General features: G+C 60.4%; 15 protein-coding genes. 9 read left to right on the top strand and 6 right to left on the bottom strand.

From position 1 onward, the window contains the following. Position 1: 1 nt before the first annotated feature. The 7 genes from urtE to ureC all read left to right on the top strand — a co-directional run bounded on the left by urtE (position 2) and on the right by ureC (position 5588). Entirely contained in the window at positions 2-700 is a 699-nt protein-coding gene (gene urtE, locus ACM6G4_RS18170; protein ID WP_056725349.1) for an urea ABC transporter ATP-binding subunit UrtE, read from the top strand. Between the two features lie 414 nt (positions 701-1114). Next, complete coding sequence (locus tag ACM6G4_RS18165) at positions 1115-1954, top strand: urease accessory protein UreD (RefSeq protein WP_414914249.1); 840 nt, start codon at positions 1115-1117, stop codon at positions 1952-1954. 70 nt (positions 1955-2024) lie between these two features. Continuing rightward, positions 2025-2327, top strand: coding sequence for an urease subunit gamma (locus tag ACM6G4_RS18160; RefSeq protein WP_056725351.1), 303 nt, complete (start codon positions 2025-2027; stop codon positions 2325-2327). Between the two features lie 9 nt (positions 2328-2336). Next, a complete protein-coding gene (locus ACM6G4_RS18155; RefSeq protein WP_056725353.1) occupies positions 2337-2870 on the top strand; it encodes a GNAT family N-acetyltransferase in 534 nt (177 codons plus the stop codon). 6 nt (positions 2871-2876) lie between these two features. Further along, positions 2877-3410 (top strand): GNAT family N-acetyltransferase, encoded by a 534-nt coding sequence (locus ACM6G4_RS18150; RefSeq protein WP_414914248.1) that lies wholly within the window; start codon positions 2877-2879, stop codon positions 3408-3410. Next, positions 3410-3718 carry an urease subunit beta gene (locus ACM6G4_RS18145; RefSeq protein ID WP_056725355.1) on the top strand — a complete coding sequence of 103 codons (309 nt, stop codon included), beginning with the start codon at positions 3410-3412 and terminating at the stop codon, positions 3716-3718. Before ACM6G4_RS18150 ends, ACM6G4_RS18145 begins: the two co-directional genes overlap by 1 nt. A 169-nt stretch (positions 3719-3887) precedes the next feature. Then, positions 3888-5588 carry an urease subunit alpha gene (gene ureC / locus ACM6G4_RS18140; RefSeq protein WP_056725357.1) on the top strand — a complete coding sequence of 567 codons (1701 nt, stop codon included), beginning with the start codon at positions 3888-3890 and terminating at the stop codon, positions 5586-5588. A gap of 66 nt (positions 5589-5654) precedes the next feature. On the opposite strand, the gene ACM6G4_RS18135 is transcribed toward ureC, so the two are convergent. After that, positions 5655-10925, bottom strand: coding sequence for a dermonecrotic toxin domain-containing protein (locus ACM6G4_RS18135; protein WP_414914247.1), 5271 nt, complete (start codon positions 10923-10925; stop codon positions 5655-5657). A gap of 247 nt (positions 10926-11172) precedes the next feature. On the opposite strand from ACM6G4_RS18135, the gene ACM6G4_RS18130 reads away from it, so the two are divergent. Further along, entirely contained in the window at positions 11173-12300 is a 1128-nt protein-coding gene (locus ACM6G4_RS18130) for a sensor histidine kinase (RefSeq protein WP_414914246.1), read from the top strand. Positions 12301-12495: 195 nt separating this feature from the next. Here the strand turns inward: ACM6G4_RS18130 and ACM6G4_RS18125 are convergent, their stop codons facing one another. Together ACM6G4_RS18125 and ACM6G4_RS18120 are read right to left on the bottom strand one after the other, a co-directional pair. Next, a complete protein-coding gene (locus ACM6G4_RS18125) occupies positions 12496-12801 on the bottom strand; it encodes a chaperone modulator CbpM (protein WP_056725368.1) in 306 nt (101 codons plus the stop codon). Positions 12802-12828: 27 nt separating this feature from the next. Continuing rightward, complete coding sequence (locus tag ACM6G4_RS18120; protein WP_056725369.1) at positions 12829-13776, bottom strand: DnaJ C-terminal domain-containing protein; 948 nt, start codon at positions 13774-13776, stop codon at positions 12829-12831. A gap of 298 nt (positions 13777-14074) precedes the next feature. On the opposite strand from ACM6G4_RS18120, the gene ACM6G4_RS18115 reads away from it, so the two are divergent. After that, positions 14075-15349 carry an Hsp70 family protein gene (locus ACM6G4_RS18115; RefSeq protein ID WP_008001051.1) on the top strand — a complete coding sequence of 425 codons (1275 nt, stop codon included), beginning with the start codon at positions 14075-14077 and terminating at the stop codon, positions 15347-15349. A gap of 143 nt (positions 15350-15492) precedes the next feature. Here the strand turns inward: ACM6G4_RS18115 and ACM6G4_RS18110 are convergent, their stop codons facing one another. From ACM6G4_RS18110 to ACM6G4_RS18100, 3 genes are all read right to left on the bottom strand, one after another. After that, positions 15493-16506, bottom strand: coding sequence for an AI-2E family transporter (locus ACM6G4_RS18110; RefSeq protein ID WP_056725372.1), 1014 nt, complete (start codon positions 16504-16506; stop codon positions 15493-15495). 170 nt (positions 16507-16676) lie between these two features. Next, positions 16677-16988, bottom strand: coding sequence for a PsiF family protein (locus ACM6G4_RS18105; protein ID WP_056725374.1), 312 nt, complete (start codon positions 16986-16988; stop codon positions 16677-16679). A gap of 64 nt (positions 16989-17052) precedes the next feature. Further along, complete coding sequence (locus ACM6G4_RS18100) at positions 17053-17847, bottom strand: AraC family transcriptional regulator (protein ID WP_223447660.1); 795 nt, start codon at positions 17845-17847, stop codon at positions 17053-17055. Positions 17848-17941 lie beyond the last annotated feature (94 nt).

Genomic DNA, 17941 nt, shown 5'->3' with positions numbered 1-17941 from the left:
AATGTTGCAAGTCGAAAAACTGCACCAGTACTACGGCGGAAGCCACATCCTGCGCGGCCTGACGTTTGATGTGAAGGTCGGCGAAGTCACCTGCCTGCTCGGCCGAAACGGCGTGGGCAAGACCACCCTGCTCAAATGCCTGATGGGCCTGCTGCCAGCCAAGGAAGGCGCAGTGAACTGGGAAGGCAAACCGATTACCGCCTTCAAGCCGCACCAGCGTGTGCATGCCGGCATCGCCTACGTACCGCAAGGCCGGGAGATCTTCGGCCGCCTGACCGTGGAAGAAAACCTGTTGATGGGCCTGTCGCGCTTTCCCGGCGGCGAAGCGAAGGAAGTCCCGGCGTTCATCTACGAGCTGTTCCCGGTGCTGCTGCAAATGAAGCAACGCCGGGGGGGGGACCTGTCCGGCGGCCAGCAACAACAACTGGCTATCGGCCGTGCGCTGGCCAGCCGCCCTCGCCTGCTGATCCTCGACGAACCCACCGAAGGCATACAGCCGTCTGTGATCAAGGAGATCGGTGCCGTGATCAAAAAGCTCGCGGCCCGGGGCGACATGGCAATCCTGCTGGTCGAGCAGTTCTACGATTTCGCCGCCGAACTGGCCGACCAATACCTGGTGATGTCCCGGGGCGAAATCGTGCAACAGGGTCGCGGGGAAAACATGGAGGCCGAGGGCGTGCGTGGGCTAGTCACGATCTGAGCCAATGGTCACGATCCTCTTGATTCGACTTTCGGGCGTGGAACCCAGCCCGAATCCAGGATTGCCGGATGCGTTTTGTGGATTGATGGAGTAGGCCACCAAAGAACCATCGTGACTTGAGGTGTAATTGTTCTTGAAGACATCGACATGCCTGAAAGCTGTCGCGAGATCGACTGTCAAAGGCAACGCCTGATGCAACTTGATCTGATCTGCGCTGTAGCGGGGGTGAGACCGGGCAGTCTGTTCTGCATACTCCGGTATGTCTAAAAAGGGACAATGCACCAATTTGGTTCTCTACATTTCAGGAGTCTCCCCCTATTGGTGCGTTCAATCCGGCAATAACCGCCTCCTGCTGCGATACCTTGCGGCACAGCCTTTGCAACCATCGTGATGTCCTCACGATAAGCACTGACTATGACTCTTCCCGCTTCTGGTGCCTTGTTTACCCCCAGCTGGCACGCCGAGCTGGAGCTGGGTTACGCCCGATTCGACGACAGCACGCGCCCGGTCCAGCGTCGACACCAAGGTCCGTTGCGGGTGCAAAAACACCTGTATGCCGAAGGGCCGGAAGTCTGCCAGCACATCATCGTCCACCCGCCCGGTGGAATTGCCGGCGGTGATCGGCTGGACATCTCGGCCAGCGTCGAGCGCGATGCCTGGGCACAAATCACCAGCCCCGGCGCGGCCAAGTGGTATCGCGCCGCCGGCCCCGCCTATCAGCAGCTGAAGTTGAAGGTGGCGGCCGGTGCGACACTGGAATGGCTGCCCCAGGAGACGATCATTTTCAGCGCGGCCCAGGCTGAACTCAGCACTTGCATCAACCTTGAAGGCGATGCGCGACTGTTCTACTGGGACGTCGTGGCCCTGGGGCGTCCGGCCAGTGGCGAGCGCTTCGATCTCGGGTACTTCCAGGCGCAACTGGATATCCGCCGCGACGGCCAGTTGCTCTGGCACGAACGCCAGCGCATTGTCGGGGCGGACGGCTTGCTGGATTCGCCCATCGGGCTCGATGGGCGACCGGTATTTGCGACGTTGCTGGTGACCGGGGAAATCGATAGCGACTTGCTGGAAACCTGCCGCTCGCTGCCCAACGACGTGCGCGGGGATCTTTCGCAGTTGCCGGGATTGCTGGTTGCACGGTGCCTGGCCAGTGAAGCGTTGTTGGCGCGGGGATGGTTGATTGATTTGTGGCGCTTATTGCGTCCGACGCTACTGGGACGCGAAGCCATGCCACCACGAATTTGGAACACTTGAAATGCGATTCAATGTGGGATTGTGTTCTCAGATTGAATGACCTTCTAACTGCCGAATACGGATTGCAACAATGGACCTGACCCCACGTGAAAAAGACAAGCTGCTGATCTTCACCGCCGGCCTGGTGGCCGAGCGGCGATTGGCTCGCGGCGTGAAACTCAATTACCCGGAGGCCATGGCCTACATCTCCGCAGCCCTGCTTGAAGGCGCCCGCGATGGCCAGACCGTGGCCGACCTGATGCACTTGGGCACCACCCTGCTGACCCGCGAACAAGTGATGGATGGCATCCCGGAAATGATCCCGGAAATCCAGGTCGAGGCCACTTTCCCCGACGGCACTAAACTGGTCACCGTCCACCAACCCATCGCCTGAGGCCGCGCCATGACTTACCACATCCGCGATGCCGAGCATGCCGACCTGCCAGCCATTCGCGACATCTACAACGACGCGGTGCTCAACACCACGGCGATCTGGAACGAACAGGCGGTCGACCTCGGCAATCGACAGGCCTGGTTCAACGCCCGGCATTCCCAGGCTTATCCGGTCCTGGTGATTGTCGATGCCGACAATACGGTGCTCGGGTACGCCTCGTTCGGCGACTGGCGACCCTTCGACGGTTTTCGCCACACCGTCGAGCACTCGGTCTATGTGCGCAGCGACCAGCGCGGCAACGGCCTCGGTCCACAACTGATGGATGCGCTGATCGAGCGCGCCAAAGGCTGCGGCAAGCACGTGATGGTTGCTGCCATCGAAAGCGGTAACGCCGCCTCCATTCGCTTGCATGAGCGCATCGGCTTTATCACCACCGGGCAAATGCCTCAGGTCGGCACCAAGTTCGGCCGCTGGCTGGACCTGACCTTCATGCAACTGACCCTCAATCCTGGCGCGCAACCACCCGCCGCCAACAAGGAGTGATCGCCCATGAACCCCGCCCAACTGCGACGAGTCAACGTTGAAAGCTTTGCGCATTATCGCCAGGGCCTGATCGATCTGCTGCTCGATGCCGTCGGTTATGGCGCCAGTGTCGGCTTCATGGCTGACCTCGATGCGACCCAGGCCCATGCCTATTTTGATGAAGTCCAGGACAACCTGAACAAGGGCAATGTGTTGCTGTGGGTGGTGGTCAAGGACGAACAGGTGCAGGCCAGCGTACAGCTGAGTCTGTGCCAGAAAGCCAACGGTCTGAACCGTGGCGAAGTGCAGAAACTGCTGGTTCGCGAACATGCGCGGCGTCGTGGTCTGGGCCAGCAACTGATGAGCGCCCTGGAGGCCGCTGCCCTGCAGCACAGGCGCGGCATGCTTTACCTCGACACCGAAGCCGGTTCGCCCGCCGAAGCTTTCTACCAATCGCTGGGTTATACCCGCGCCGGTGAAATCCCCGACTACGCCTGCGACCCGAGCGGCCGCTACAAGCCGACCGCCCTGTACTACAAGATTCTCCAAGGAGCCCATTGATGATTCCCGGTGAATACCAGATCCAGCCCGGCGAGATCGAACTCAACGCCGGCCGGCGCACGATCAGCCTGAAAGTGGCCAACAGTGGCGATCGGCCGATCCAGGTCGGCTCGCACTACCACTTTTTCGAAACCAACGACGCCCTGACGTTCGACCGTTCCGCCAGCCGTGGCATGCGCTTGAACATCCCTGCCGGCACCGCCGTGCGTTTCGAACCGGGGCAGAGCCGCGAGGTGGAGTTGGTGGATCTGGCGGGGCATCGTCGGGTGTTCGGCTTTGCCGGCAGGATCATGGGTGATCTCGACTGACAAATGCGGTGCTCCCAAAAGATCGCAGCCTCGCTTCGCTCGACAGCCCCAACAGAGACCGGGCGCGCGAATGCAGTGTGAACACCCGTAGGAGCTGCCGAGCGCAGCGAGGCTGCGATAGCGAGTAATGCGAGCGGTCTCAAAATCAATTGAATTCCAAGGCGAACACATGAAGATTTCCCGTCAAGCCTACGCCGACATGTTCGGTCCCACTGTCGGTGACAAGGTCCGCCTGGCCGATACCGAGTTGTGGATCGAAGTGGAACAGGACTTCACCACCTACGGCGAAGAAGTGAAATTCGGTGGCGGTAAAGTCATCCGTGACGGCCAGGGTCAGAGCCAGTTGCTGGCCGCCGAGGTGGTCGACACCCTGATCACCAACGCGCTGATCATCGACCACTGGGGCATCGTCAAGGCCGACGTCGGTCTCAAGGACGGGCGCATCGCGGCGATCGGCAAGGCCGGCAATCCGGACATCCAGCCCAACGTCAACATCGCCATTGGCGCCAGCACCGAAGTCATCGCTGGCGAAGGCATGATCCTCACCGCTGGCGGCATCGACACCCACATCCACTTCATCTGCCCGCAGCAGATCGAAGAAGCGTTGATGAGCGGCGTCACTACCATGATCGGTGGCGGCACCGGACCGGCCACCGGCACCAACGCCACCACCTGCACCTCCGGGCCGTGGCACCTGGCGCGCATGCTCCAGGCCGCCGACGCGTTCCCGATGAACATCGGCCTCACCGGCAAGGGCAACGCCAGCCTGCCGGAACCGTTGATCGAGCAGGTCAAGGCCGGCGCCATCGGCCTCAAGTTGCACGAAGACTGGGGCACCACCCCGGCGAGCATCGACAACTGCCTGAGCGTCGCCGACCAGTACGACGTCCAGGTGGCGATCCACACCGACACGCTCAACGAATCCGGCTTCGTCGAAACCACCCTCGCCGCCTTCAAGGGCCGCACCATTCACACCTATCACACCGAAGGTGCCGGTGGCGGTCATGCGCCGGACATCATCAAGGCCTGCGGCTTTGCCAACGTGTTGCCGAGCTCGACCAACCCGACCCGGCCGTTCACCCGCAATACCATCGACGAACACCTCGACATGCTGATGGTCTGCCATCACCTGGACCCGAGCATTGCCGAAGACGTAGCGTTCGCCGAAAGCCGCATCCGCCGCGAGACGATTGCCGCCGAAGACATCCTCCACGACCTCGGTGCGTTCTCGATGATCAGCTCCGACAGCCAGGCCATGGGCCGCGTCGGCGAAGTCATCACCCGCACCTGGCAAACCGCCGACAAGATGAAAAAGCAGCGCGGCCCGTTGCCCGGTGATGGCGAGGGCAACGACAACTTCCGCGCCAAACGCTACATCGCCAAGTACACCATCAACCCGGCGATCACCCACGGCATCAGCCATGAAGTGGGCTCGGTCGAAGTGGGAAAATGGGCCGACCTGGTGCTGTGGCGCCCGGCGTTTTTTGGCGTGAAACCGACGCTGATTCTCAAGGGCGGTGCCATTGCGGCCAGCCTGATGGGTGACGCCAATGCCTCGATCCCGACGCCACAACCGGTGCACTACCGCCCGATGTTCGCCAGCTTCGGCGGCTCACTGCATGCCACCAGCATGACCTTCATCAGCCAGGCCGCGCAGGAGGCGGGCTTGCCCGAAGCCCTGGGCTTGAAGAAGAAAATCGCCGTGGTCAAAGGCTGCCGTGACGTGCAGAAAACCGACCTGATTCACAACGACTACCTACCGGACATCGACGTTGATCCGCAGACTTACCAGGTCAAGGCCGACGGCGTGTTGTTGTGGTGTGAGCCGGCGCAAACCTTGCCGATGGCCCAGCGTTACTTCCTGTTCTGACCCGGCAACCACGACACAAGCAAAGGCCTCGCACACCCTGTGGCGAGGCTTTTGTTTTTTCCGTGGTTACTGGGCGGTTTCAATCCGCAGCCGATCCAGCTTGGCCCGAATCATCGCTTCGCGTGTCAGTTTTTTCAGCAACTGCGTAATCTGCAGATCGATGTCTTCCAAGGCTTGAACATATTGCTCGTCAGTCATCAGCTCGCCATCGGCAAAGTCAGCTTCACTTTTGCCCAATTCACTGCACAGCCCTTTGATTTCCACCTCCACCGCAGCCTTTTCCTCGGAGGTCAGCCCCGTGCCTTCGGCCCTGCGCTGCAACGCATCCTGCAAATCGATGGTCGCGTCGATCCGGCGCTTCAAGCCATTCAATTCCTCGCGGTAAGTCGACTCCAGCCAGGTTCGCCAGAGCGGTTGTTCAACGATTCGATCAATCAGCAACTCGCCCTCCTCCAGCGCCTTGATCCGCTGGAACGCTGCCTCGATCATCTCCTTGCTCACCTTGGCGATCTTGCGAAACTGCATGCCCCGTGCCTGCCACGGCAGATCCAGGCGTTCCGCCAGTTCGGTCATGTAGGCCAGGTGCACTTCCACTTCATCGATAGTGCCGGTCACTTCGCCATCGGCGTCGTAGCGGCGGTACCGCTCTCCCTTCGCCCACCGTTCAGAAACACGCGTACGGGCAATGGCACCGAGTTCATCGAGCCGGGACTTGCCCAGGGCCAGCTCCAGCAATTGCGTTTCGATCAGGTCCGCACGCTCCAGGGCGTAAGCTTCGTGGACCAACACCTGCACGCCCATGGCATTGAACAACTGTGTACCGCCATCCACGCACTCGGTGGGGGTTGCCGCCTCGCTGAACAGCCTGATGCGCAGTTCACTGTCGCTGGCCATGGCTTCGAGCATGCGCCAGACCTTGTCGGTCAGTTCTGACCGATAGGTCCCGCCGGCCTTGAAGTCGGCGGATTCGGTGAGCCTGCGGATTTCATTGAAGAACGGCACTGAATCGAATTCATCCTCGACCGCATCCCAGACTTCCTGTTTTATCTGCCATTGCCGCTCGGTCATGCCCGACTTCCAGTTCTTGCTATCCATTACGCTGCGAGGCGGATAGGGACGTTCCGGATCCATGCCAACCGACTCGATGTAAGACTTGAGGATCTCGAGATCCTCCGGCGAGATCCAGCGCGGGGAACGACTGATCACGGTACGCGCCAATAGCTCTGCGCGAAATGAACCGGGCGCGACCTCGGGTATCCGGCTGATCGGGTTACCGCTCAGATCAAGATAAATACTGCGCGGCCGCGATTGAGAAAACAAACCGACAGGCCAGCTGTCCAGCCCTGTTTCGCCCAGCAACAGCACCTGCAAATACGGCATTCGGCTGATGTTCGGAATGAGCTTCAGCGGGTTGCCGTGCATGTGCAGGAACATCATGCGCGTCAAGTTCTTCAGGCGGTCTACCGCCAATGCATCCAGTTCAATGTTATTGCCACCAAGATACAGGCAAGTGAGATGGGGCATGTCCTCCACCGCCTGCGGCAGCTCTGTCAGCAGATTTTCTTGCAGATTGAGATAGCGCACCTGGTGAAACGAGTCGAGGAATGACATGTGCTCGCCGCGCAACCGGCCCCCGCTCAGGCTCAACTCGGTGACATGATCGAAGTTGGCCTCCAGTTTCGGCAGGGTATCCAGAAGCTCGCTCAACTTTGGAATATTGTCGAACCTCAAGGACTGCGGATGCAGCACACCCACCGCTTCCATACCTTCGGGCCCGGTGCGCTGCCAGCATTGCCTGAGTACTTTGTAGATATTGTTTCGCGCACGCCACTCCGCCATGCCCGCCGGGCTAAAACGAAAGGACTTCGTCGGCGAGTCCAACCAGCGTTGCAGGGCGCGGTTCAACTGGTTGAACTCGGCCTCGAGCACGGCCAGTCGTTCATGCGCCGTACCTTCGCCCTGGCGGACCTCCGCCAGCAGCGTCTCGACCTCCTCCGAGGTAAAACCCGGATACAGCGCACGAGCCCGTCGCCGCAACCCCATGCCATTCGGTGCTTGTCGAGCATAGCCACGCATGCCGCCGCGCAGGCGCATGACGGTCGGATCGTAAGTCGGCTTGAAGTTCGGGTTGTCCCGCAGAATCGGCTCAAATACCTGACGATCCAGCGGATGTGCCTTTATCGTTTGCTCCAGCCGCGCGGCCTCGTTGATGCCGAAGCCCAGGGCCGTTCGTTGCGAATCCGGCAACGCATGCAGCACCGCGGCATACACATTGTCCGCGCCGTGCAGGTGTTGGTCGCTGTCGTCGCGCGCTTCGTATTTGCCATCCTCACCCAGAATCAGCACTTTGCGGATCGGCGCGTCGACGGGGCCGAGACTGTCGGTCAACGTTCCCTCGAATGAATTCTCACGAACCTCCAGACGCACATCCGCCGGCCAGTCTGGCAAGGCCGCCAGGGAGTGCAACTCCAGGCGCGCGGTATCAGCGTTATGCAAGGCATCGAGGTAAAGGCCTTCATAGGCCCGTGTCATCCGCAATTGCTCGGCGTCCTTGCGGGCTTGTTCCGCCAGGCGCAAGGGCACGCGTTTTTTTTCGTTCAGGTGTCGTACGTCCGAAGGATGCGCCTCACCCAGCAACTCTTGCGCCTGGCTGAGCGAGATTTCGGCAAAATCCCCCTTGAGCAGATTCACCAAGGGATCGTCCGAACGGGTCCGACGACTGTACAGAAGGTCGAACAACTTGCGCTTGCGCTGCCCCACCCGTGTTGCCCATTGTTCGCGCAACGCTTCGGTACGCTTCTGCGAGTCACCGGATAACCATTCGCCGAGCAGTTCACGAAGCGCCTGTTCATCAAGGAACCCCACCACGCGCTCGGGCAGCGCCCCCGCCAGCAGGTCGGACCAGCTCATCTGCAACGTATTGGCCGGTAACGCCTGGGCATAACCGTCCTTGATCGCCTTCCCGGTCAGTCCCGGCCCCTGGAAGACTTCAATGGCCTTGTCATCGGGCCAGCCCCTCATTTCGGTCATGATTCGCACGGCGTAATCGGCCCATTCCTCGCCGATCCGGTTGGCCAGAATCTGCTCCGCGCAGGCTTGCGCATCGGTATGGGCCTTGAAGCGCTTGAGGGTATCGGCCAACAGTGCGGGAGGGGTCTGCTGTTCGACGTGAAGCCGGCGCAGCAGATTTTCGTGCACGCCACTGGCGGTCAGAATCTGCTCCAGGGTTTCATCGGAAAGTCCATCCACCGAAGCGCCCAGACGCCTGAGTATCTGCCTCCTGTCCCATTCGAGCGGTTGGTCGAGCTCCGTCTTCCAACTGCCGGCACCGTTGTGCTCCACCAGCGGCTGATAGGCATCGGCGCGAGTCGGGTGTTGAAGTCGATGCCGGCCGGTGGCCGGGTCTTGTTTGACTGCGTAACATTTGTCATCGCGGCGCAGCAGGTCCTGATCCTGATGACGGTACAGCCCTGTGTCACTGGCCTTCGCTCCATCGGGCAACACGATCGGCTGTTCATAGGGACCGAGGTCAGGGCTCCACAAACGCTCCTTGCCGCCGACTTCCACGGGTTTGAGGCCCTCGACAAACGGCGACACTTTGATCGGCGTGACGCCGGTGCCGGGCAGTACATGCCCGGCACCCATGAGTGCCAATTGCGCGAAGTTGATCAAGACCCCATTGAAGTAGGCAGAGGCTTGCTCCTTGTCGCCCTTGCTCCAGTCCTCGATGCCTTCTGCGACCTCGGCGAGCATCTGCGCGACCATGATACCGAGCATGGCTTCGCCCAGTCCGGGCACCAGCATTGCGGCAAAATTGAATACGTTCCAGCCGATCGACAGGTAACTGGTCAAGCGTTTGAAGCGTGCATTGGCATCCTCGTCGTCAGTCGGCACGGCAATGAGCCTGGCATCGGCGATGGCCTTGTCGCGGCGCTCCAGAAACAGCGCCACCCACAGTTCACCCGTAATCTGGTTGGTGATGGGCTCCGCATCGGGGTTTTCAACCGCGGTTTCACGCCACCACGGCCCCATGTCGAGCGGCTCGCGCTCGTGCCAGGCGTAGGTCGTGAGTCGTTCGTTGACCCGGGAGAAAAAAAGTCCTTTGTCCTTCTGAGCTACAAAACGGCTGAAAAAGGCTTGGTAATCGGCATTTCTCAACTGACCGAGCAGCGTTTTCATGAACGCTGTCAGCGACGGATACTCCCTGAAGGGATGCTCCGGATCATCCGGGACATAGGCGATCAACGAACCGGTCAAACGACTTTGTTGATAAATATCCTCGCGGCGCAACAGTTCATCGCTCAGCCCCTGCGGTCCATTGGCAAAGAAGGCTTGCAACAGTTTGAATTGATCATATGCCTGGCCCGGCAGTACCGAGAGGCGGCGCGACCAGTCTATCCAGAAACTCAACAGCTCCGGCGTCAACGCTTCAACTTCGCGTTTTACTTGCGATGGCTCAATGACTGCGCTGAACAGCACGATGCCAGTCATTCGAAAGCCCATCAGCGACAACCGATGACAAAGCAATGGCTGGTTATACAGTTCGATGTTTGCCTGGCCCTCACGCACCTTGTTCAATGTTCCGAAGGCATGGTCACTGATATCCCCCCTCAATCGGGCAATCAGCGCCGCCACATGAAAAGCCGACTTTTCACTGGCCACCGAATCCCGCTGCAAGGTCCTTTGTGCCTGTGGGGTACTGGGTAACAGGACGGACTTGATGTGTCGTCGGTATTGCCCGCCGATATCCAGGCTTCGGCACAAGGCTGCAAACGCCGGGAGGGTGATGGCCGGTTCAAGGCTGAGACTGCCCCGACTGTCCCTGCGGTAAACACCGGAACTGTTGCGCAACGCGTCAGGTGCCGTTTCGTCTTGTTCGAAGTTGTGCAGCGCAGCTTCCAGCAACGTGGATTCGCGCACACGACTGGCCCCGGTATCGATGCCGATAATGAACTTGCTCGGCACCTCGAGCTGTACGGTGAGCTCGTTGAAGTTCTCGACCGTGGTGAATTTCGATTGCAAAGCCGTTTTGAGCAGCGGTTCGGCGAAGGCGTTGATGTCATGCTTCAACTCGCCCCGGGTCTGGTCCAGTACGTCTTGTAAACGCCAACGTTCATCAATCAACCGCTTGAGATATTGACGGTCGACTTCCCGCGCGCCGCTATACCACTCGGGCATTTGCGGCTCGAGCGCAAGCAGGGACTTCAACCTCTCTACCGGCGCATTTTTGATGGCTCCCGGTATCACGTCATTTGCACGACGGTAATGTATCCCGTGACTATCGATGGACACTCCGTCCGGTATTTTCTGTGAGTTGCTTCCATGCAAGTCAGACACTTTTGAATCACCTTGATGACAGGAAAAGAACCACCAGCTTATTCACCTGCACCTGAAACAAAAGTCCAAATAACTGCTTGGCCGCCCCCCCGAAATGGCTCCGGGGGATCGAAATTCAGGGAGCCAAAAACATATATCTACCGCCATCGGCACGTCCGCCTGTGCCACTGCATGAGCGGTCGTGTTTTTTCCGGCAAAGGGACTACTATTCGACTCGCCGCCCCCGATTCATGAACAGGTAACCGCCATGCGTCTTTCCGAATTCATCGTGTTACACGTTGATCGCATCGTCGATGAGTGGGAGCTGTTCGCCAAAACCATCACCCCGGCCGCCGAAAACATGGATAGCGCCGCCTTGCGCGACCATGCCCGGTCGATCCTGCTGGCCGCGGCCCGGGACATGTGCAAACCCCAGACACCTGCCGAACAGGCGGCCAAGGCGCGCGGCGAAGGACCGGAGAAAACCCCCAGCCTCGACGAGGCCGGCGCCAGCCACGGCGAACTGCGTCACACCGTGGGTTTTGATCTGGTGCAGATGACCAGCGAATTCCGTCACCTGCGCGCCTGTGTCATCCGCCTGTGGGTCAACAGCCTGCAATCGCCTGACCTGGCCTACTTCCAGGACATGATCCGTTTCAACGAAGCCATCGACGAAGCCCTCGCCGAATCCACGGCCACATATGCCGAGCAGGTCAATCGTTCACGGGACATTTTTCTGGCGATCCTCGGCCATGACCTGCGCGCGCCCCTGCAGGCGGTGAGCATGTCCACTGAACTGCTGCTGCGCAAAGCCGCGCTCGACGGTGATGCGCTCAAGTGCGCGGTCAATATCCTGCGCAGTACCGGGCACCTGGCGGTGATGGTCGGGGACTTGCTGGAACTGGTGCGCAGCCGCCTGGGCAAGCGCCTGCCGATCGAGCTGGCGCCCATGGACCTGGCCGAAGCCGCGCGCGAAGCGATTGCCCGGGCCTGTGCCAGTCAACCGGAATGCAATCCGACCCTGGATGTGCAGGGCGACACCCGCGGCACCTGGGACCCGCGCCGGCTCGATCAGATGCTGCAAAACCTGATCGGCAATGCCTTGCAGCACGGCTCAAGCAAACGCGAAGTGACGCTGCGCCTCAGGGGCGAGGCTGACAGCGTCCGACTGACGGTGCACAACGACGGAGCCCCGATCCCCTGCGATGCGATCCCGACGATTTTCGACCCGCTGGTGCGCAGTGCCAGCGAAGAACTCGGCGAGCCTACGACCAGCCTTGGGTTGGGGTTGTTTATCGTCAAGGAAGTGGTTGATGCCCATCAGGGAGCGATTGAAGTCAGTTCCCGTGAGATAGATGGCACGACGTTTACCGTGGTGTTGCCGAGGAAGGTCTAGACGTTTGCCGAGGGGAGGCTTTTGTGGCGAGGGAGCTTGCTCCCGCTCGAGCGCGAAGCGGTCGCAAGCCCTGCAATTGCGCTGAACCTGTTGAAATGTGCTGACTGGATGTTTTTGGGGCTGCTTCGCAGCCCAACGGGACGGTGCGGCGATCCGACAAGCTCCCTCGCCACAGGTTGGGTGCCACTCTTTGAGTTACTCCACCACCAACCGCCCCAACCTCTGCTTGAGCATGCGGTTCTCGGCCCGCAGTTGCTGGACTTCTTCGAGCAGGTCCAGCGCCAGGGCGACGCCTTCCCATTCCAGGTCAAGGTCGCGCCGCAGCTTGGCGGCGCGCTTGGCCAGGGTCAGCTCGTAGTCGTTGAAAACCCAGTCCTTGGGCTGGGCGCCCTGAGGTTCGAGGATGCCGTGCTCGACGATTTCGATCACGTAGACGTCCGACAGCCCGGCCGCCTCACAGAATTCTGCCATGTCCAGTTGAACGATCAGGGGACTGCTCATAGTCAGTGACTCCTTGGTTCCATGGGATCAAAAATGCTCTCGCGGGTCGAACGCGGCTTTTTTCGCCAGCTCCTGCCACAGGGCCTTGATGTCCTCGTCGGATTTCTTCGGCATCACGGCTTTCAGTTGCACGAACAGATAACCGCGCTCACCGGCCTTGTTCATCAGGCCATGGCCCTTGGCACGCATGCGCTGGCCATTCTGGCTGCCCGCCGGTACCTTGAGGTTGATCTTGCCGGTCAGGGTCGGCACGGCGACTTCAGCGCCCAACGCCAGCTCCCACGGTGCCAGTGGCAAGGTGATGATCAGGTTCTCGCCTTCGACGTCGAATTTCGGGTGCGGCGCAAAACGGATCGTCAGGTACAGGTCGCCATTGGCCCCGCCACCCACGCCCGGAGCGCCCTGCCCCTTGAGGCGAATGCGCTCGCCGTCGCTCACACCGGCCGGAATCTTCACGTTCAGGCTCTTGCTGGTGTTGCTCACATGCTGGCCGGCCGCATTGTACTGCGGCACCTGGAAGGTGACCTTCTTCGACTCGGTCGACAGCGTTTCTTCGAGAAAAACCCCAAGCTCCATTTCCACGTCCTGCCCTCGACGTCCGGTACTGCGACGCGACTGTCCACCACCACTGAAACCAGGCCCACGGTTGCCGAAGATCGAACTGAAGAAGTCCGAGAAATCGCCCGTGTCCTGGCCACCGCCACCGAAACCGCCACGGCTTTGCCAGCCTGGTGGTCCCTGGAACGGTTGGCCGTGCTGGCCATAGCGGCGCAAATCATCGTATTCGGCGCGTTTGTCGGCGCTTTTCAGCGCTTCATAAGCTTCCGAGGCGTCCTTGAACCTGGACTCGGCGTCCTTTTCCTTGCTGACGTCGGGGTGGTATTTGCGCGCCAGCTTGCGATAGGCGGCCTTGATCGCCTTATCGTCTGCGGTCGGCTCCACACCGAGAATCTTGTAATAGTCTTTGAAGTCCATCGAGGGAATCACCATCCGTTATCAGAATCGCGCCACAGGCCACAGCATGCGCTTGTTTGCAGCCATTGGTTTGACCGATCTCAAGTTTGTGACCGGGCGGCGCGGCAGAAGTTTATCGGCAGCAGGCGGGGCTTCTTGCGAGCACTCCCGCGGCTGTCCGGTTGATGCAGGGTAGTTTGGGGGGGATCACCCATCTTTCAAGGCATTGTCCGCGAAGAATTAGCAGATAACCGGCCTTCGAATCTGGCGCGCTCTGACATACACTGCGCGGCCGTTTTTTAACCGGAACCTGAAAGACATGAACAACGCATCTCCAGCCCGTGCCTTGGGTATCGACTTTGGCACGTCCAACTCCACCGTCGGCTGGCTGCGCCCCGGCGTGGAAACGCTGATCGCGCTGGAGGACGACAAGATCACCCTGCCGTCAGTGGTCTTCTTCAATATCGAAGAACGTCGCCCGGTGTACGGCCGGCTGGCATTGCACGAGTACCTGGAAGGCTACGAAGGCCGCCTGATGCGCTCGCTCAAGAGCCTGTTGGGTTCCAAGCTGATCAAGCACGACACCAGCGTCCTGGGCACGGCGATGCCGTTCAAGGACCTGCTCGGGCTGTTCATCGGCCAGCTCAAGAGCCGCGCCGAAGCGTCCGCCGGTCGGGAATTCGAAGAAGTGGTGCTGGGTCGCCCGGTGTTTTTTGTCGACGATGACCCGATGGCCGACAAGGAAGCCGAAGACACTCTGGTCGACGTGGCGCGCAAGATCGGCTTCAAGGAGGTCTCGTTCCAGTACGAGCCGATTGCCGCCGCGTTCGACTACGAGTCGACCATCGAGAAAGAAGAGCTGGTGCTGATCGTCGACATCGGCGGTGGTACCTCCGACTTCTCCCTGGTGCGCCTGTCGCCGGAGCGTCGGGGTGTGGATAACCGCCACGAAGACATCCTCGCCACCGGAGGTGTGCACATCGGCGGAACCGACTTCGACAAACAGCTCAGCCTGCAAGGCCTGATGCCACTGTTCGGCTACGGCAGCCGCATGAAGAGCGGCGCCTACATGCCCACCAGCCACCACATGAACCTGGCGACCTGGCACACCATCAACTCGGTGTACTCGCAAAAATCGCAACTGGCCCTGGGCAGCATGCGCTACGACATCGAAGACACCGGCGGTATCGACCGCCTGTTCAAGCTGATCGAACAGCGTGCCGGACACTGGCTGGCCATGGAAGTGGAAGAAACCAAGATCCAGCTGACCCACGCCGACAATCGCCACGTGCCACTGGACCGCATTGAAGCGGGCCTGAGCGTGGACCTGAGCCGGGCGCTGTTCGAGTCGGCCATCGACAGCCTGCTGGAGCGGGTGCGCAACAGCGTCACCCAACTGCTGGCGGACGCCGATGTGCGGGTCGACCAGGTCGATACCGTGTTCTTCACCGGTGGTTCGAGCGGGATTCCGGCGCTGCGCAACAGTGTTTCGGCGATGTTGCCGAAGGCGCGGCATGTGGAAGGGAACATCTTTGGCAGTATCGGTAGCGGTCTGGCGATTGAAGCGGCCAAGCGCTACGGCTCTATGGACTGACCACAATCTCTGTGGCGAGGGAGCTTGCTCCCGTAGGACTGCGCAGCAGTTCCCTTCTTTTCAGGGATAAGGGGGCCGCTGCGTGACCCAGCGGGAGCAAGCTCCCTCGCCACAATTTGATCAACTGCTAGATCCGAAGCAGATCAAACCATCCCCACCTGCTTCAACTCACTCTTCAGATACGCGTAGTAAATCGGCCCCGCCACTACCCCCGGCAGGCCGAACGCGGCCTCGAACACCAGCATCGCCAGCAGCAACTCCCACGACTTGGCACTGATCTGCCCGCCGACGATGCGCGCGTTGAGGAAGTATTCGAGCTTGTGGATAACAATCAGGTAACCCAGCGCCGCCACAGCGACCCAGATCGACAACGACAAACCGACGATGGTGATCAAAGTGTTCGACATCAGGTTGCCGATCACCGGCAGCAGGCCGAGCAGGAAGGTCAGCACGATTAGGGTTTTGGTCAGCGGCAGCTTGATCCCGAACATCGGCAGGATCACCGCCAGGAAAATCCCGGTGAAGACAGTGTTGAGCAGGGAAATCTTGATCTGGGCGAACACGATGTTGCGAAACGCCTGGACCAGCAGGTGCAGGCGTTCGAACAGCGCCGCAGCCAGCGGCTTGCGCTTGGTCAGGTCCGGCACACGCTGCAAGGCAATGATCGCACCCAGCACCATGCCGATCAGCAAGGTCACGAACATGTGCGCCGCATCCTTGCCCACCAATTGCAAATCGCTGAGGTGTTTGCTGACCCACTCGCCAATCGCCACGCGGAACTCCGCGGCACTGGCCGGCAGGTAGGCGTCGATGAACGGCGGCAGTTGCCCGCGCGCGCGGTCGACCACTCCCATGAACTTGTCGAGGGAGGCACCGGGGTTTTCCGCCTCGTGCAGCAGGAAGCTGAAGGCACCGGCAAAGATCAGCGATAGCACGCTGACAATCAGAGTCCCCAACAATGCCACCGCCAGCCAGCGCGCACGCCGGCCTTCGATCAGCCGTTGCAGTTGCGGGGTGAGCATGTTGACCAGTTCGAACACCAGCAATCCGGCGAGCAGGCTGGGCAGCAACCGCAGCGGCAGGACCAGCAGCAGCCCGCCAAAAATGATGACCCAGCTGATGACCAGCAAGACTTGACGCTGAGAAAACGTTGGCATACAGCCTCAAAAACGAACGGCGTAAAAAGGATTGGCAGTCTGCCAGCGATCCGGTGCGAGCACTAGGGATTGTGTGGGGCGACCTTAGTGGGGGCCCTGGATGTTTGCAGTGCCTCGACTGGCCTGCTCGCGATGGGGCCCTCACAGCTCCAAAAATTTTCAGCCCTAGTTTATTTTTTCTTCAGGCAATCGCTCATGAACACCTTGCGCTCATCCCCCTTGAGGGCTTTGGTGGCGGCGTCGGCATTGCAGGTCTTCATCTTCTCTTGCTGTGGGGTCAAGGTCTTACCAGCATCGTTTGCCGGCGCAGTCGCCTTCAGACAGGTGCTCATGAAAGCTTTGCGCTCGTCGCCCTTGAGGCTTTTGGCCGTAGCGTCGGCGTTGCAGGTAGTCATCTTCTCTTGCTGGGCCGTATTGGCGGCAAAGCCCTGGGAGCACAGCAGCAAACCGATCATCAACAAAGGGACACGCATCATCTTCATGGAGTTTTCTCCTGGTCGCCACACCGAGGGGCGTGGCCTTGCACTGGAGTGTAGACAACCCCTGTTACACCTTCCTGTTCTCCAGATGGCTGCGCCGATACTGCTCCGGCGTACATCCGGCCTGGCGCTGGAACATCGCGATAAACGCCGAGCCGGTGCTGTAGCCCATGTCGAAGGCGATTTCCTGAATGCTGCGCGGGCTGTCCAGCGCTTCGATCGCCGCCAGAAAACGCAGGCGCTGGCGCCACTCGCCGAAACTCATGCCCAGTTCCCGCACGAACTGCCGCGCCAGGGTGCGCTCGCTGACATGGATGCGTGCGGCCCATTCCGACAGCGGCCGATTGTCCCCCGGCTCGGCCTGCAGCGCTTCCAGGATCCCGAGCAATCCGGGGCTGCTGGCATAGGGCAGGTAGCACTCGTGCACCGGGGCCTGTTGCAACTGGTCCACCAATACCTGGGCCAGACGCTGGTCGGCGGCCTGTTCGGGGATTTTCACGTCCCGGGCGGCGAAGTCCTTGAGGATCGCCTTGAGGATGTCGCTGATGGCCAGGGTGCAGGCTCGCGGCGGCAGGTCGGCGCAGACCTTGGGTGCCAGGCACACCGCGCGGTAGTTGACCGGTTGGTGGCTGTAGAAGCTGTGCTCGATCTGCGGCGGCACCCACACCGCGTATTGCGGTGGCGACATGAAGCGGCTGCCCTCGACGTCCATGTGCAGCACGCCGTGGGCGGCATATTCCAGCGTCCCCCAGGGATGTCGATGGGGCGCGGCGTATTCGTGGGCGTCGAAATCGGCGTAGCGGAAGTACACCGCCGACGGCAGTTCGCTGAAATCCAGCAGGTCGATGTGTTTACTGCTCATGCTGTCCGTCATCAGGGGCCGGTTGTCTGGATCGAAGTATAGGCTTGCATCCAGACAAGAGGATAATTGCCCTTCATTAACGCTCTGGTTTTTC

This window comes from Pseudomonas sp. IT-P258 (genome assembly GCF_949767825.1).
Taxonomy (GTDB): Bacteria; Pseudomonadota; Gammaproteobacteria; order Pseudomonadales; family Pseudomonadaceae; genus Aquipseudomonas; species Aquipseudomonas monachiensis.
This window is presented reverse-complemented; position numbering and strand designations above follow the sequence as displayed.

What these genes read in the sequence shown, in the direction of transcription:
- urtE (WP_056725349.1), top strand. Translation starts at nt 2, where the DNA reads ATGTTGCAAGTCGAAAAACTGCACCAGTACTACGGCGGAAGCCACATC.
- ACM6G4_RS18165 (WP_414914249.1), top strand. Translation starts at nt 1,115, where the DNA reads ATGACTCTTCCCGCTTCTGGTGCCTTGTTTACCCCCAGCTGGCACGCC.
- ACM6G4_RS18160 (WP_056725351.1), top strand. Translation starts at nt 2,025, where the DNA reads ATGGACCTGACCCCACGTGAAAAAGACAAGCTGCTGATCTTCACCGCC.
- ACM6G4_RS18155 (WP_056725353.1), top strand. Translation starts at nt 2,337, where the DNA reads ATGACTTACCACATCCGCGATGCCGAGCATGCCGACCTGCCAGCCATT.
- ACM6G4_RS18150 (WP_414914248.1), top strand. Translation starts at nt 2,877, where the DNA reads ATGAACCCCGCCCAACTGCGACGAGTCAACGTTGAAAGCTTTGCGCAT.
- ACM6G4_RS18145 (WP_056725355.1), top strand. Translation starts at nt 3,410, where the DNA reads ATGATTCCCGGTGAATACCAGATCCAGCCCGGCGAGATCGAACTCAAC.
- ureC (WP_056725357.1), top strand. Translation starts at nt 3,888, where the DNA reads ATGAAGATTTCCCGTCAAGCCTACGCCGACATGTTCGGTCCCACTGTC.
- ACM6G4_RS18130 (WP_414914246.1), top strand. Translation starts at nt 11,173, where the DNA reads ATGCGTCTTTCCGAATTCATCGTGTTACACGTTGATCGCATCGTCGAT.
- ACM6G4_RS18125 (WP_056725368.1), bottom strand. Translation starts at nt 12,801, where the DNA reads ATGAGCAGTCCCCTGATCGTTCAACTGGACATGGCAGAATTCTGTGAG.
- ACM6G4_RS18120 (WP_056725369.1), bottom strand. Translation starts at nt 13,776, where the DNA reads ATGGACTTCAAAGACTATTACAAGATTCTCGGTGTGGAGCCGACCGCA.
- ACM6G4_RS18115 (WP_008001051.1), top strand. Translation starts at nt 14,075, where the DNA reads ATGAACAACGCATCTCCAGCCCGTGCCTTGGGTATCGACTTTGGCACG.
- ACM6G4_RS18110 (WP_056725372.1), bottom strand. Translation starts at nt 16,506, where the DNA reads ATGCCAACGTTTTCTCAGCGTCAAGTCTTGCTGGTCATCAGCTGGGTC.
- ACM6G4_RS18105 (WP_056725374.1), bottom strand. Translation starts at nt 16,988, where the DNA reads ATGAAGATGATGCGTGTCCCTTTGTTGATGATCGGTTTGCTGCTGTGC.
- ACM6G4_RS18100 (WP_223447660.1), bottom strand. Translation starts at nt 17,847, where the DNA reads ATGAGCAGTAAACACATCGACCTGCTGGATTTCAGCGAACTGCCGTCG.